Here is a 15,641-nt window from a genome sequence, read left to right on the forward strand (position 1 = left end):
AACGGCGCGCCCCGCACCCCAACTCCACACGCCCCCCGAGCCCAAACCCAGCGCGTGAAGCAACGGCGCACCCCGCACCCCAACTCCACACGCCCCCCGAGCCCAAACCCAGCGCGTGAAGCAACGGCGCACCCCGCACCCCAACTCCACACGGCCCTTGAGCCGACCGCGCCGTGCTCCACACCCGGAAACCACACACGCACCGAACACCAACCGGACAGCGCCCCGCCGACGCGCGGCGATCCGGGGTGGACGGGTAGGCGTCGACGGGACCGTCGCGCTCCGGCGGAAGATTTAGGCTGGCGCGATGCGGCGGATCCTCGTCTACGGTGTCACCGGTTCCGGCAAGACGACGCTCGCGAAACGGATCGCCGCGCGGCTGTCGCTGCCGTACCACTCGGTGGACGATCTGGCGTGGCAGCCGGGCTGGGTGCCCGTCCCGAACGAGGTGCTGCGGGCGCGGATGGCCAAGATCTGCGCCGGGGACGCCTGGGTGCTGGATTCCGCGTACGGTGCCTGGCTGGATGTTCCGCTGGCCCGCGCCGAGCTGATCGTGGGGCTGGACCTGCCGCGCTGGCGGTCGCTGGGCCGGCTGTTGCGGCGCACCGTCCATCGGGTGGTCACCGGCACCGAGGCGTGCAACGGCAACCGGGAGACGGTGCGCGACTCGTTCTTCTCCGGGGAGTCGATTCTGGTGTGGCACTTCCGGTCGTTCGCCCGCAAGCGGGACCGGATGCGCGCCTGGCACGCCGATCCGGCGCTGCCGGAGGTGGTGCTGCTGCGCACGCCCGCCGAGGTCGAACGGTGGCTCGAACGCACATGATCCAACATTGATCTAGACGGTTTCTCCGCTACGACCAGCGTGAGCCATTCTGACATCGATGTCAATCGTGGGCGATTGTGTGCGTTCGACTCTTGCGTATCGACTGGCATGGACGCCACGATGTGTCGCGTGTGTTAACGCCCGCACGCACACTCGACCTAGGAGACCGCATGCACCGGCCACGATGGGGTGTCGCCCTGGTGCCGTTGGCTATCGTCGCCTCGATGGTGACCCCTGGCCCGGCCCACGCGGCGGAGGCGTCCTTCGCCTCGTCCTTCGAATCCGCCGACCCCCAGCCCACCTGGACCGACACGGTGGACACCGGCGCCGACGGGCAGCCGCGCAGCAGCGGCGTCAACGGCGCGCCGGTCACCGGCATGCCCGGGTCGCTGCGCGGGCAGGTGGCGAGCATCGCGGCGAACGCGCAGCCCAACGCCAACGAGGGCGTCGCCAACCTGAACGATAACAACCCCGAGACCAAGTGGCTGGTGGACACGTCGCCGAGCTGGGCGCGGTACACGCTGGTCGCGCCGGCCCGGGTGGCACGGTATGCGCTCACCTCCGCGAACGACGCGCCGGAACGCAACCCGCAGGACTGGACGCTGCAGGGGTCGGCGGACGGCACCACCTGGACCACGGTGGACAGCCGGTCCGGCGAGACGTTCACCGCGCCGTTCCAGACCAGGACGTACGACGTCGCGAACCCGGGCTCGTTCCCGATCTACCGGCTGCACATCACCGGCCACCCGTCCGGCAACCTCACCCAGCTCGCCGAGTGGGAACTGTCCGACGGCTCCCCCGATCCGACCCCGCCCGGGCCGATGCGCAGCCGCGTCGGCGACGGGCCGGCCGGCTCCCCGACCGCCAAGTCGGAGGTCGGGTTCTCCGGACTCAAGGCGTTCCAGATCGCCGGGCGGCACCTCGCCGAGGGGCGGGGGTACGCGTACAACCGGGTGTACGACGTGGACGTGCCGGTCACCGCGGACACCGCACTGTCGTACCTGGTGTACCCGGAACTCAACCGCGACGACCTGAGCAACCCTGCCACGTACACGGCGGTGGATCTCGCCTTCACCGACGGGACGTACCTCTCCGATCTGAAGGCCGTGGACCAGCACGGCACCGTGCTCAGCCCGGCCGCGCAGGGCGCCGCCCAGACGCTCTACACCTCGCAGTGGAACTCCCGGACCAGCCGGATCGGCGCGGTGGCCGAGGGCAAGACCGTGGACCGGATCCTGATCGGGTACGACAAGCCGGCCGGCCCCACCGCGTTCCGCGCCTGGTACGACGACATCGCCCTGGCCGAGGTCGAGCCCGCGAAGCCCCGGGCACACCTGGCCGAGTACGCCGGCACCCGCCGCGGCACCCAGTCCAGCAACGACTTCTCGCGCGGCAACAACTTCCCGGCCACCGCGGTGCCGCACGGGTTCAACTTCTGGACCCCGGTCACCGACGCCGGCACCACCCGCTGGCTGTACGAGTACCACCGGGACAACAACGCGGCGAACCGGCCGACCATCGAGGCGTTCTCCACCAGCCACCAGCCCAGCCCGTGGATGGGTGACCGGCAGACGTTCCAGTTCATGCCGTCCGCCGCCACCGGGGTACCGGACGCCAACCGGGCCGCCCGTGCCCTACCGTTCGGCCACGAGAACGAGACCGCCAAGCCGTACTACTACGGTGTGCGGTTCGACAACGGGATGCGGACCGAGTTCGCGCCGACCGACCACGCCGCGCTGTTCCGGTTCACCTTCACCGGCGACCGGTCCAACCTCATCTTCGACAACGTCGACCCGAACGCCGGCCTGACCATCGACGCCGCGAACCGGACCGTCACCGGCTGGTCCGACGTCAACAGCGAGAACGGATCGGCCGGCTGGAGCCGGATGTTCCTGTACGCCACGGTGGACACCCCGATCACCGCGAGCGGCATGCTGCCCGGCGGCAACCGCCCGTCCACCGGGTACGCCACGTTCGACACCGCGCAGGACAAGACGGTGACCATGCGGGTCGCCACCTCGCTGATCAGCGTGGCCCAGGCCAAGCACAACCTGGAACTGGAACTGGCCGCGGACGCCACCGTCGAGTCGGTCCGGGACGCCGCACGCGCGGCCTGGGAAACGAAGATGCGTACGGTCGAGGTGGAGGGCGCCTCCGAGGACCAGCTCGTCACGCTCTACTCCAACCTGTACCGGCTGTTCCTGTACCCGAACTCGGCGCACGAGAACGTCGGCACGAACGACAAGCCGGTCTACCGGCACGCGGTGCAGTCCGCGGTGAGCAGCCCGCCCAGCACGCCCACCGAGACCGGAGCGCAGGTCAAGGACGGCAAGGTGTACGTCAACAACGGCTTCTGGGACACCTACCGCACCACCTGGCCGGCGTACTCCCTGCTCACCCCGAAACAGGCCGGCGAGATGGTGGACGGCTTCGTCCAGCAGTACCGCGACGGCGGCTGGATCTCCCGGTGGTCGGCACCCGGCTACTCCAACATGATGGTCGGGACCAGTTCGGACGTGGCGTTCGCGGACGCGTACCTCAAGGGGGTCAAGGGTTTCGACGCCGACCAGGCGTACGCGGCCGCGGTGAAGAACGCCACCGTCACCCCGCCGAACGAGAACGTGGGCCGTAAGGGCCTGGCCAGCTCGATCTTCAAGGGGTACACGCCGAGCGACGTCACCGGCGAGGCGATGTCGTGGGCGATGGACGGCTACATCAACGACTTCGGCATCGCGAACATGGCCTCGGCGCTGGCCGAGAAGACCGGCGACAAACGGTACGCCGAGGAGGCCGAGTACTTCACCAACCGGGCGCAGAACTACGTGCACATGTTCGACAAGTCCGTGGGCTTCTTCCAGGGCCGCACCTCGTCGGGCGGCTGGCGCCTGGCACCGGAACAGTACGACCCGCGGGTGTGGGGCCACGACTACACCGAGACCAACGGCTGGAACATGGCGTTCCACGCGCCGCAGGACGGTCAGGGCCTGGCCAACCTGTACGGCGGGAAGAAGGGTCTGGCGGACAAGCTGGACACGTTCTTCACCACCCCGGAGACGGCCACGTTCCCCGGCTCCTACAACGGGATCATCCACGAGATGTCCGAGGCGCGCGACGTCCGGATGGGCCAGTACGGCCACAGCAACCAGCCGTCGCACCACATCCCCTACATGTACAACTACGCCGGCCGGCCGGACCAGACGCAGAAGTACGTGCGGGAGGCGCTGTCCCGGCTCTACCTGGGCAGCGAGATCGGCCAGGGTTACCCGGGCGACGAGGACAACGGCGAGATGAGCGCCTGGCAGGTGTTCAGCGCACTGGGCTTCTACCCGCTGCAGATGGGCAGCCCGGCGTACGCCATCGGCTCTCCGCTCTTCACCAAGGCCACGGTGAACCTGGAGAACGGCAAGAAGATCGTGGTCAACGCGCCGGGCAACAGCGCCCGGAACGTCTACGTGCAGTCGCTGAGAATCAACGGCAAGGGGTACGACTCCACGTCGCTGCCGCACACGCTGCTCGCCGACGGCGCCACGCTCGACTTCGAGATGGGCCCGCAGCCGTCCGACTGGGGCACCGGTGCCGACGCGGCGCCGACGTCGCTCACCTCCGGGTCCGCCCCGCCGGCACCGCTGCGGGACCTGACCGGCCCGGGCCGCGGCTCGGCGTCGGTGCCGGCGCTGGTCGACGACACCTCGGCCACCCGCGCGACCCTGCCGTCGGGAGCCTGGCAATACCAGTTCAGCGGCGGCGGGGAGCAGGCCACGTTCTACACGCTCACCTCGAACGCGGCCGACGGCGACCCGACCGCGTGGCGGCTGCGCGGCTCGTACGACGGGACCACGTGGACGACCATCGACGAGCGCACCGCGCAACGGTTCGACTGGCGGCTGCAGACCCGGCCCTTCAAGATTGAGAAGCCGGGCCGGTACCCGTACTACCGCCTGGAGGTCACCGCCGGCACCGCCGCACTGGCCGAGATCGAGCTGCTCGGCAAGCCCGCGCCGGCCTGCACCACCACGATCGGCGACCACGTACGCGGCGACCTCACCGTGCGCTCCGGCGTCACCTGCCTGACCGCCGGCGCCACGGTCGCGGGCACGGTGACGGTACGGAACGGCGCATCGCTGTACGCCACCGGCGCCACGCTGCGGTCCGGGCTGACCGCCACCGGTGCGGGCACGGTGTCGCTGCTGAACTCCGAGGTGACCGGCGACCTGAAGGTGGTCGACTCCGGCCCGGTGAGCCTGGAGGCGGGTTCCGTGCGGGGTTCGGTGACGTTGCGCCGCAACGACACCGGCACGCTGGTCGCGGGCAACCGGGTCACCGGGACGCTCACCTGCTCCGGCAACGATCCGGCGCCGGTGGACCACGACGTGCCGAACCGGGTCACCGGTCAGCGGCAGGGCCAGTGCGCGACGCTCTGATCGGGTGAGCGCAACGCGGGGCCGCGCCGGACCGGCGCGGCCCCGCCGGTCTCTGCGCCGGCTCGCTCAGTGGGTCTGGGTGATCCGGACGGACCAGGCACAGCCGTCGCCGGTCCGCACCTCGAGGCGCCCCGACGTCGATGCCGGGTCGAGGGTGCCGGTGCCGGACATCCGCGGCGCTTCGGTGACCGTCAGGTAGTCGTAGTCGGGCCCGGCGCCGTCCCAGCTCACGGTGAGGTAGGGCGATCCGGCGGCGCAGGTCACCCGGTACGTCACGGTCATCCGCACGTCGGCCGCCACGGCGATCCGCGGACCGGTGTAGTTGCCGGTGCGAGAAACCCCGAGCAGGGTGCGCGTGGCCGGCCGAGGTGACGGCTCCGGCGCGGGCCCACGGGCGAGTACCGGCTCCGGTCCCCCGACGGCCGCCGGCCCACCAACAGGCCCCGCAGCACCGCCGGGCGCCGCGTCATCCCCGGGCGCCGCGTCATCCCCGGGTGCCGCAGCAGTGCCGGGCGCCGGCCCGCCGGGCAGCGGGGACGGCGGTGACCCGAGCGCCGCGGCCACCGCGACCGCCAGCGCCACCGCGGGCACCCAGCCGATCGCCGCGAACAGCAACCGCTGCCGGATCGGCATACGCTGCCGCGCCGGAACGGCCGGCACCGCGAGCGCCGCCGGCCCGGTCGGGGACTCCGCGCCCGGAAGAGTCGACAGGTCGACGGACATCCCTCACCTCCCGAGCACGCACGGACTCCTGGCCGGCACGATCGGTCGGAACGCGTCCACCCTGAGCGGATCGCGCTAGCGTCGGCACATGGCGACGGAACTCTGGGACGCGGTGGTGGCGGGGAACGCCGGCACGCTGGCGACGATCAAGCGGGACGGGCGGCCGCAGCTGTCCGACGTCAACTACACCGCGGACCCGGACACCCGGATCATCCGCATCTCCACCCGGGACCCGCTGGCGAAGGTGCACAACCTGCGCCGCGACCCGCGGGCCAGCCTGCACGTGCCGGCCGTGCACGGTTCCGGGTACGCGGTGGCCGAGGCCACCGCGTCCCTCTCCTCCGTCGCCGCGGACGAGCACGACGCCACGGTCGAGGAACTCATCGAGGTGTACCGCCTGGTCCAGCGCAAGGAGCACCCCGACTGGGCCGACTACCGCCGCGCCATGGTCGCCGACCGGCGCGTCGTCCTCAGCCTCCGGGTGGAGCGCCTCTACGGCTGGGTCGCCCCCTGACCCGGGTCAGGTCAGGGACAGTGCGTAGAGGTGCAGGCGGGAGTCGTTGGGGAGGTTCAGGGAGCGTAGCTCCTTCTCCGGATCCAACGGCACGGGTACGCCGAAGAGGTTCACCGGTGGCCCGTCCGTACCCTGGCCCGCCTTGATGCGGTGCGGCATGGCCAGCACCGTGGTGGTGCCGGCGGCCGGGCCGGCGCACCAGTCGGCGACCGTCACCGGCACCTGAGCCGTGGTGCCGTCGGTGTATCCGACCGTCACGGTGCCGCTGACCGGGCCGTTGTGGGTGGTGGCGACCAGCCGGGCCGACCGGTGCCGGCCCGGCGGCAGCAGCAGGGACTGGCCGGACGCCCGGACGAAGTTCTTCGCCGTACCGCTCGGGTCGGGCGCCTGGTAGGTGACGCCGGCCCAGGTCACCGGGCCGGCCGGCGGCAGCAGGGCCGCGTCGTAGCTCCAGCCGCCGCCGTCGAAGTTCCCCTCGGCCGGCGCCGCCACGGTGGCGGTGCCGTCGACCGTGCGTTCCGGGCCGAGGTCGACCGCGCAGCCGTCACCGGTCGGCGCGCAGGCGGTCGGGGTACGGACGACGACCGAGACGCTGCGCCGGACCGTCTCGACGCCGGACGCGCCCACCTCGATGTGCACCGGGTACGTGCCGGCGGCCACCCCGCGCGGCGCGGTGACCGTCACCGTGACCGCGGCGGCGGTCGGCAGGTTCGACGAGATCAGGTACTTCGGGTCGCCGGGCCGGACCGCCGCCGTCCAGCCGGCCGGGGCGGTGGCGGTCACCCGTGGCGCGATGGTGCTCGGTGCCTGCGCCACCACGTCGACGGTGAACCTGGCCTTCTCCCGCGTGGTGCCGCCGGCCGGCAGTGCGGCGCTCGCCGGCCGTACCGAGGCGTCCACGTGCCGGCGGTCGTCGGCCGGCGCCTGGTTCACCGACGGCGGCTGGTCCGCGGTCGCGGTGCCCCACCTCGACGGGCGGGTGCCGAGGGTGTGCGCCAGCGTGCCGCCGCGGGCGACGTCCGCCCAGGAGACCCAGTTCCGGGTGAGCGGCGCCCGGTGCAGCTTCGCCGACTGGATGTACCGGTTGGCGTCGGAGGCGCCGGGTGCGGTGATCCGCAGCGTGTTGTCACCGATCCGGACCGTGGCGGACGGGAACTGCGGGCTGGACACGGCCAGGAAGTTCGCGCCGCTCATGGTCGGATACAGCCCGAGCGAGGAGAACACGTACCAGGCGCTCATCGTGCCCAGGTCGTCGTTGCCGGTCATGCCGTCCGGGCCGGTGGTGAACAGGGTCATCGCGGCCCGGACCACGGTCGCCGCCTTCGCCGGGTTGCCGGCCCAGTGGTACAGGTACGGCGCGAGCAGGTCGGGCTCGTTGTTCGGGTTGTACGTGGGCTTGGCGTAGTAGTCGTACGGCCCGGCGATCCAGTCCTTGCGGGCGGTGCCGGCCGGGTCGGTGAGCAGCTTGTCGTACACGAAGAACTCGTCCAGCCGCTGCTCCGCCTTCTTCCGGCCGCCGAGCAGCGTGACCAGCCCGGCCGGGTCCTGCGGGACCAGCCACTGGTACTGGTGGGCGCCGCCCTCGTGGAACTGCTCGGCCGCGGCCACCGGGTCGTACGGGGTCAGCCAGGTGCCGTCCACGGTGCGCGGCCGGAACTGCTTGAGGTCGCGGTCCCACAGGTTGCGGTACCACTGGCCGCGGCGGGCGAACAGGTTCGCGTCCGCGGTCTTGCCGAGCCCGGCGGCCATCAGCGCCAGCGACGCGTCGGCTGCCGCGTACTCCAGGGTCGCGGACGCCGGGTGGTCGCAGTCGTTGTCGCCGCCCTTGTGCACGCAGTCCTCGCCGAGCACCAGCCCGGACGGGATGTAGCCGCGGTCGGCGTAGTAGTCCTGGCCGGTGCGCCCGTTGTACGGCGAGCCGGCCGGCGGCTGGGCCGTGGCGTTGGCCCGCAGCAGCGTGTACGCCTCCTCCTCGTGCCCGGCCAGCAGGCCCTTGGACCACGCCTCGACCAGGAACGGGGTGACCGGGTCGCCGGTCATGATGTTGGTCTCGCTGTTCGCCAGCGCCCAGCGCGGCAGCCAGCCGCCGTCCCGGCCGATCGCCACCACGGACAGCGCGACGTCCCGGGCGACGTCCGGCACGAGCATCTCCAGCAGCTGGTTCTGCGGCCGGTACGTGTCCCACAGCGAGAAGTTCTGGTACGGGGTGTAGCCGTCGGCGGTGTGTACCTTCCGGTCGAAGCCGACGTACCGGCCGTCGACGTCGCCGGCCACGTTCGGGTGCAGCAGCGAGTGGTACAGCGCGGTGTAGAACGCGCTGCGGCGTTCCGGCGTACCCCCGTCGATGGCGATCCGGTCCAGCTCGTCCACCCAGGCGGCGCGCAGCGCGGCGCGGGTGGCGTCGAAGTCGTGGCCCGTGCCGGTCTCGGCGGCGAGGTTCTTCCGCGCGCCGTCCGGGCCGGTGTAGGAGAGCGCCACCTTGACCACCACGTCGCGGTCGTCGCGGGTGTCGAACGTGACGAACGCGCCGTTGCCGCCGCTGCCGGCCGCGTCCCGGCCGCCGGGGGTGACGGTGGAGCCGCGCCAGGTGCCGTGCGCGGCGAACGGGCGGTCGAAGCTGGCCGTGAAGTAGACGGTGTGGTCGTCCTTGCCGGCGCAGAAGTTGCCCGCGTTGACCCGGCCCTCGACGGTCCGGTCGCCGACCACGTGGATCTCCGAGCCGAACACGGTCTGGTTGGCCTTGCCCGTGTTGAACAGCACGTTCGCCGCGTCGGTGGCCGGGAACGTGTACCGCTGCCAGCCGGTGCGCGGGGTGGCGGTGAGTTCCGCCTGGACGTCGTACCTGTGCAGCCGCACCCGGTAGTAGCCGGGCGAGGCCTCCTCGTCGTCGTGCGTGAACGGCGACCGGTAGGCGTTGTGGTCGACGCTGCTGACGGCGCCGGTGGTGGGCATCATCGGCACCTCGCCGGCCACCTCGCAGCCGACGCCGGAGAGGTGGGTCTGGCTGAAGCCGTAGATGCTGTTCTGCTGGTAGTCGTACCCGCCCTGGCCGCCGGTGTCCGGGCTGACCTGCACCATGCCGAACGGCGCGCTCGCGCCGGGGAAGGTGTTGCCGAAGTTCTGGGTGCCGACGAACGGCCGGACCAGGTCCACCGGCGCCGGTTCGGCGGCGGCGACTGGGCTCGCCTGGAACAGGCCGGCGAGCGTGACGGCCACGGTCGCGGCCACCAGGAACCGACGGGGCATGAAGAACCTCCGGTCAACAACGTCATCGTCCGGTGACAACGATGTCATCCAGCAGCGACGCGGGTCAATGGCAACCGGATTGCACCTCAGTGCGGTCCGGCGGAAGCCTCAAGCGCCGCCACGCCGACCCGATGTCCCCGGTACGGCCCTCATCTCCGATGGTCGTGGGCCGACCGGAGACACGTCTGATGGCAGTCAGGACCGAAGCGCCGCCGAGTCGCTGGGCACGGCTGTGCGCTGCGGTCGGCCTGGTGGTGGTCCTGTTCGGCACGGTGCTGGGCACGGAACTCGCGGGTCCGGCCGCGTCCCGGACCATCTCCAACGTCGGTCTGGCCTTCGGGGCGGTGTCCGCCGCCGTGGCCTGCCTGTGGCGCGCACGGTCGTTCACCGGCCGCTTCCGCTGGGGCTGGGTCCTGATCAGCCTCGGTGTGCTGTCCTGGGGACTGGGGCAGACCGCCTGGCTGTACCTGGAATCGATCCGCGGCGACGCGCTGCCGTTCCCGTCCCAGGCCGACATCGGCTACCTCGGCATGGTCCTGCTCACCCCGGCCGGCCTGCTGTTGCTGCCGAGCACCTCACAGACGTTCGCAAGCCGGGCCCGCACCCTGCTGGACGGCCTGCTGGTCGCCACCTCGCTGATGCTGATCGCCTGGATGTTCGTGGTGGACCCGCTGATCGCGGCGGGTTCGGCCGGCACGCTCAGCCTGTACATCAGCCTGGCCTACCCGCTCGGCGACGTGGTCATCGTGACCATCGTGGTCTACATGCTCGCGCTGCGGCGGCGGCGCGGTCGCGCCTTCGCCCGCCTGGCGCTGGTCGGCGCCGGCATCACCGCGTTCGCGGCGTCCGACATCGGGTACGCCTACCTCAACCTCACCGGCGCCTACGCCTCCGGCGGCGGCACCGACATCGGCTGGTTCGCCGGCTTCTCGCTGATCCTGCTGGCCGCGTGCAAGCCGCTGTCCCCACCGGCCCCGGCCGACCCGGCCGCCGGTACCGCGCACGCGCAGCCGATCGGCATGCTGCTGCCGTACGTCGCGGTGATCGCCGCGCTGGTCGCCAGCATGGCCTGGTTCGCGCACACCGGCGAGCTGTCCGACTTCGTGACGTACGCCCGCTCGGCGCTGATCCTGCTGATCGTCGGCCGCCAGATCCTCACCATGGCGGAGAACCGCAACCTCACCCGCACGCTGGAGGCCCGGGTCGACGAGCGCACCGCCGAACTGGGCGCCAGCGAGCGCCGCTTCCACGCGCTGGTCCAGCACAGCTCGGACGTGGTGACCGTGGTCGACCCGGAGTCCAAGGTGCTGTACCAGAGCGAGTCGGCTCTGCGGGTCTTCGGATATCCGGCCCCGAAGATCACCGAGCGCCGGCTCTCCGACCTGCTGGACGCCGAGTCCGCGGCCAGCCTGGCCGGCGCGATGCGGGCGGTGGCCGGTGACCCGTACGCGACCACCATGCTGGAACTCACCCTCCCGCACCACGACGGGCGCCCGCGCCAGGCCGAGATGACCGTCACCAACCTGCTCGCCGACCCCAGCGTGCGCGGCCTGGTGCTGAACACCCGGGACATCAGCGAGCGCAAGGAACTGCAGGAGCAGCTGGTCCACGAGGCGTACCACGACGCACTCACCCAGCTCGCCAACCGGGCGCTGTTCCGGGAGCGGGTGGCCGACGCGCTCCGCCGCCGCGGCGCCGGCGACGACGTGACCGTGCTCTTCCTCGACCTGGACGGCTTCAAACAGGTCAACGACAGCCTCGGCCACCTGGCCGGGGACCAGCTGCTGGTGCAGGTGGCCGACCGGCTGCGCGCCGCGGTCGCCGAGCACGACATGGTGGCCCGGTTCGGCGGCGACGAGTTCGCGGTGCTGGTCGAGTCCCCGGCGGGTGCGCCCGACCCGGAGACGGTCGCGCAGCGGATCGTGGCGAGCCTGCACGAGCCGTTCCGGATCGAGCAACGCGACATCCACGTGCAGGCCAGCATCGGCCTGGCCGGCGCGGCGCTGTCCGGCATCGTCCCGGACGCCGACCCGGCCGCCACCGCGGACGGCGCCGAACAGCTCATGCGCAACGCCGACCTGGCCATGTACCGGGCCAAGGCCGGCGGCGGCAGCGGGTTCGCCAGCTACCACCCGGACATGCACGCCGGCCTGGTGGCCCGGCTGGAGACCGAGGCCGACCTGCGGCGGGCCCTCGAGGTCGGCGAGCTGACGCTGCACTACCAGCCCACCATCGACCTCACGGACAGCCGGGTGATCGGGTTCGAGGCGCTGGTGCGCTGGCAGCACCCGACCCGTGGGCTGATCCCGCCGCTGGACTTCATCGGCATCGCGGAGAACACCGGGCTGATCGTCCCGCTCGGCCGCTGGGTGCTGCACGAGGCGTGCCGGCAGGCCGTCGCGTGGAGCCGGGACGCCGGCGGCCGGCCGGTCAAGATGGCGGTCAACGTGTCGGTCCGCCAGTTCGACCGCAGCGACGTGCCGGCCATGGTCGCCGAGGTGCTGGCCGAGACCGGCATGGCGGCCGAACAGCTCTGCCTCGAGATGACCGAGAGCGTGCTGATGACCGACACCGAGGACAACCTCGCCCAGCTGCGGCGGCTCAAGGACCTGGGCGTGACGCTCGCCATCGACGACTTCGGCACCGGCTACTCCTCGCTGGCGTACCTGCGGCGGTTCCCGATGGACACGCTGAAGATCGACCGCTCCTTCGTGGAACGGCTCGGCGTGCAGGCCGACGACGCCACGCTGGCCGGCACCATCGTGCAGCTCGGCCAGAGCCTCGGCATGTCCACCGTGGCCGAGGGCATCGAGGACTACGGGCAGTTCGCCGCGCTGCGCCGCCTCGGCTGCACCCACGCCCAGGGCTACTACTTCTCCCGGCCGGTGCCCGCCGCCGAGGCCGGCCGGCTGCTGCTGGACAGCAGCGGCGTCGACGTCGCCGCGGGCGTCTGACCCCGCGCGCGCAGGAGACCCCACGATGACCGCTGCCCTGACCGGTTTCGCGCCGGGCGTACCCGCGCACTGGCCGGCCGGGCTCTCGCCGGAGTACCTGGCGCGGCTCGACGAGCCGACGCCCTACCTGGTCACCGACCTGGACACGGTGGCGCGGCGGCGGGCGGCATTCGCCCGGGCCCTGCCCGGGGTGCGCACGTTCTACGCGATGAAGTGCAATCCCGCCCCCGAGGTGCTGACCACCCTGGCGGCCGGCGGCGCCGGCTTCGAGATCGCCTCGATCGGCGAGCTGCGCACCCTGCGGCGGCTCGGCGTCGACCCGGCCGAGGTGCTGTACAGCAACCCGGTCAAACCCCCGGCGCACATCGCCGAGGCACACCGGGCCGGGCTGTGGCGGTTCAGTTTCGACTCGCCGGACGAACTGGCCAAGATTGTCGAGTACGCCCCCGGCGCCGCCGTCTACGTCCGCCTGCGGGTCGACGACAGCACCAGCGCGTTCCCGCTGTCCCGCAAGTTCGGTGCCGACCCGGCCGACGCGCACGACCTGATGCTGCTCGCCCGCCGGCTCGGGCTCCGGCCGTACGGGATCACGTTCCACGTCGGCTCGCAGTGCGCCGACCCGCTCGCCTGGCAGCGTGCGATCGCCGCGGCCGGCCGGCTGATGACCGCGCTGCGCGCCGAGCACCTCGAGATCGCGATGCTGAACCTCGGCGGCGGCTTCCCAGCCCGGTACGCCACCGAGGTGCCGTCCATCGAGACGATCGGCGCGGCGGTGACCGCGGCGCTGCACCGGCTGCCGTACCGGCCCGGCCTGATCGCCGCCGAACCGGGCCGGCACCTGGTCGCCGAGTCCGCGGTGCTGGCCGCCGGGGTGGTCGGGCGGACCCGGCGCGGCGGCGAGAACTGGCTGTACGTCGACGTCAGCGCGTACCACGGCCTGATGGAGACGCTGCAGACCCGGAACGGCTGGGACTATCCGCTGTGGACCAGCGCGGCCGGACATCCGGACCTGCCACGCCTGCCGTTCGTGGTGACCGGCCCCAGCTGCGACAGCTCCGACACCATGTTCCACGACGTGTCGCTGCCCGCCACCATCGACGTGGGCGACACGCTGTACATCGGCTCGGCCGGTGCGTACACCCTCAGCTACGCCTCCGCGTTCAACGGCTTCCCGCCGCCCACCCCGCTGTTCGTCGGATCGCCCGGGTGAGCATGCGGCGCCGGGCCGGACCGGGCGGGCTCCGGCGCGCCGGGCGGCTCCGGGAACTGCTGGTGGCCGGCGTCGTCGACTCGTTCGGGATGGCGCTGGGCTGGACCGTCCTGGTGCTGCTCGCGGTGTCCCGTGGCGGCCTGGCGGAGGCGGCGCTCTACCACGCGGCCATGCTCGTCGGGGTGGTGCTGTCCGCGCCGGTCACCGGCTGGCTGGCCCGCCGCGCGTCCGGCCGGGCCCTGCTGCGCGGAGCCGCGGGCAGCGAGATGCTGCTGCGGGTCGGCGTGCTCGCCGGGCTGATCGCCGGGCTGCCCTCCGGGGTGATCGCCGCGGCGGTGCTGATTCTCAACGTGGCCGCCTGGACCGGCTTCGCCGGCATGCGGGCCGAGGTCGCCGCGGTGGCCCCCGGCGCGCGGCCGATGACCCGGTACGCGCTGAGCATCGCCGCGGTCGAAGCGGCCGGCACCGGCCTGGGCGCGCTGCTGCCGGTCGGACCGGACGGCCACCCCACCGGCGTCCTGCTGGTGGCGGTCTTCGTGCTGTACGCCGGAACGCTGGTGCCGACGCTGGTCGCCGCCCGCCGGGCCCGGGTCACCCCGCACCGCACCGACGGCGCCCGCCCTCGGGGCAGATCCTCCCGCCGCCCCGCCGTCTCGCCGGTGCTGTTGCTCGCCGGCGGCGGGATCATGCTGTTGGCGTCCGGCCCCACGCTGCTCGCCGTGCCGCTCACCACCGAGCTGCACGGGCGCGCGTGGGTGGCCGGCACCGCGGTGGCGTTCAGCCTGGGCTGCCTGCTGGCCACCGGCGCGGTCGCCGCACTCGGCCGGGTGGGGCTGCCCGCGGTGCTGCGCTGGAGCCTGTGGGGCATGGGCATGCTGGCCGGCTGGATCGCCGCGCCGCTGCACGTGTTCTCGGTGCTGTTCGCGCAGTTCCTGGCCGGTCTCAGCCAGACCGCGCTGGAGGGCGACATGGACGCCCGGGCAGCCGCGGAGGCACCGCCCGACGGGGTGACGACGGCGCTGGCGTACAGCGCGTCGGTCCGGGCGCTCGGCGGTTCGATCGCGGTCAAGGCGCTGCCGGTGCTGGTCGCGGCGCCGGCCATCGGAACGGCGGCGAGCGGCGCGGTGGCGGCGCTGGGGGTCGCGGTGCTGACGGTGTGGGCGCTGCGCTACCTGCCCCGGCCCGCCGGACGAACGGCCCCGGGCTGACGAAGGCGTTCCACAACCGCCGCGACTCGACGGGTCACCCGGCGCCGCCGTGAGCGCGTGTGCTTTCCGGGTGCGGCGCGCACCCTACCTCCACACACCGCGGCCGGGCGGCGGGCGCGCGTGGCTTCCGGGTGCGGAACGCGCCCTACCTCCACACACCCCCGCCGACCGGCCAGCGCGCGTGGCTCTGCACGCCGCGCGCGGCAGGGCTGGGCACCGGAGTCACCGTGCTGCACCACTTCTTCGAACAGCAGGGCGTGTCAAGTTGGGGCGAGCCCTCCCACACGCCGGAGCCGGGGATGCGCTGCGGAGGGGCGAAACGTGGGCATGGAACCGCCAGCGGCCGGTGGGAAGCCGAAGTCGTGCAGCTGTGGTCGATATACGACTCGTAATCCACAAGATCGCCGGCAGCGGAGGCGCGTGCCGCGGGGCGTCGTGGACGGTTCTCATCCACCGCGCCGCCCGCCCCGGGAGCATCGGCGATCCCTGGACATCCCACGCAGCTGCCACTTTCCGGACATGCGCCTCCTCAGTGGAACAGC

Annotated in this window: 8 protein-coding genes; 6 read left to right on the forward strand and 2 right to left on the reverse strand. The window is 72.5% G+C overall.

Features of this window, described 5'->3' with window-relative positions; all coding sequences use genetic code 11:
* Nucleotides 1-307: 307 nt before the first annotated feature.
* Both LDL48_RS27055 and LDL48_RS27060 read left to right on the forward strand, forming a co-directional pair.
* Nucleotides 308-823 carry a EutP/PduV family microcompartment system protein gene (locus LDL48_RS27055; protein WP_225258043.1) on the forward strand — a complete coding sequence of 172 codons (516 nt, stop codon included), beginning with the start codon at nt 308-310 and terminating at the stop codon, nt 821-823.
* 170 nt (nt 824-993) lie between these two features.
* On the forward strand, nt 994-5,244 hold the full coding sequence (locus LDL48_RS27060) for a GH92 family glycosyl hydrolase (protein ID WP_372472202.1): 4,251 nt from the start codon (nt 994-996) through the stop codon (nt 5,242-5,244).
* 66 nt (nt 5,245-5,310) lie between these two features.
* Here the strand turns inward: LDL48_RS27060 and LDL48_RS27065 are convergent, their stop codons facing one another.
* The gene (locus LDL48_RS27065; protein ID WP_225258044.1) at nt 5,311-5,967 is read right to left on the reverse strand and encodes a hypothetical protein; all 657 of its coding nucleotides are present in this window, start codon (nt 5,965-5,967) and stop codon (nt 5,311-5,313) included.
* A gap of 88 nt (nt 5,968-6,055) precedes the next feature.
* On the opposite strand from LDL48_RS27065, the gene LDL48_RS27070 reads away from it, so the two are divergent.
* Entirely contained in the window at nt 6,056-6,481 is a 426-nt protein-coding gene (locus LDL48_RS27070) for a PPOX class F420-dependent oxidoreductase (RefSeq protein WP_225258045.1), read from the forward strand.
* 6 nt (nt 6,482-6,487) lie between these two features.
* On the opposite strand, the gene LDL48_RS27075 is transcribed toward LDL48_RS27070, so the two are convergent.
* Nucleotides 6,488-9,727: a GH92 family glycosyl hydrolase gene (locus LDL48_RS27075; protein WP_225258046.1), complete on the reverse strand. Its 3,240-nt coding sequence runs from the start codon at nt 9,725-9,727 to the stop codon at nt 6,488-6,490.
* Between the two features lie 188 nt (nt 9,728-9,915).
* Here LDL48_RS27075 and LDL48_RS27080 point away from each other — a divergent pair, with 188 nt between their 5' ends.
* Genes LDL48_RS27080 through LDL48_RS27090 form a run of 3 tightly spaced genes read left to right on the forward strand, consistent with a single transcriptional unit; the run spans nt 9,916 to nt 15,099 of the window.
* Complete coding sequence (locus LDL48_RS27080; protein ID WP_225258047.1) at nt 9,916-12,681, forward strand: putative bifunctional diguanylate cyclase/phosphodiesterase; 2,766 nt, start codon at nt 9,916-9,918, stop codon at nt 12,679-12,681.
* Nucleotides 12,682-12,706: 25 nt separating this feature from the next.
* Nucleotides 12,707-13,891 (forward strand): type III PLP-dependent enzyme, encoded by a 1,185-nt coding sequence (locus LDL48_RS27085; RefSeq protein ID WP_225258048.1) that lies wholly within the window; start codon nt 12,707-12,709, stop codon nt 13,889-13,891.
* A 2-nt stretch (nt 13,892-13,893) separates the two neighbouring features.
* Nucleotides 13,894-15,099, forward strand: coding sequence for an MFS transporter (locus tag LDL48_RS27090; RefSeq protein WP_225258121.1), 1,206 nt, complete (start codon nt 13,894-13,896; stop codon nt 15,097-15,099).
* Nucleotides 15,100-15,641: the final 542 nt, after the last annotated feature.

This window comes from Jidongwangia harbinensis (genome assembly GCF_020216025.1).
Lineage (GTDB): Bacteria > Actinomycetota > Actinomycetes > Mycobacteriales > Micromonosporaceae > Actinoplanes > Actinoplanes harbinensis.

Bases quoted from the DNA above. Each gene is read 5' to 3' on its own strand.
- LDL48_RS27055 (WP_225258043.1), top strand. From the start codon at position 308: ATGCGGCGGATCCTCGTCTACGGTGTCACCGGTTCCGGCAAGACGACG.
- LDL48_RS27060 (WP_372472202.1), top strand. From the start codon at position 994: ATGCACCGGCCACGATGGGGTGTCGCCCTGGTGCCGTTGGCTATCGTC.
- LDL48_RS27065 (WP_225258044.1), bottom strand. From the start codon at position 5,967: ATGTCCGTCGACCTGTCGACTCTTCCGGGCGCGGAGTCCCCGACCGGG.
- LDL48_RS27070 (WP_225258045.1), top strand. From the start codon at position 6,056: ATGGCGACGGAACTCTGGGACGCGGTGGTGGCGGGGAACGCCGGCACG.
- LDL48_RS27075 (WP_225258046.1), bottom strand. From the start codon at position 9,727: ATGCCCCGTCGGTTCCTGGTGGCCGCGACCGTGGCCGTCACGCTCGCC.
- LDL48_RS27080 (WP_225258047.1), top strand. From the start codon at position 9,916: ATGGCAGTCAGGACCGAAGCGCCGCCGAGTCGCTGGGCACGGCTGTGC.
- LDL48_RS27085 (WP_225258048.1), top strand. From the start codon at position 12,707: ATGACCGCTGCCCTGACCGGTTTCGCGCCGGGCGTACCCGCGCACTGG.
- LDL48_RS27090 (WP_225258121.1), top strand. From the start codon at position 13,894: ATGCGGCGCCGGGCCGGACCGGGCGGGCTCCGGCGCGCCGGGCGGCTC.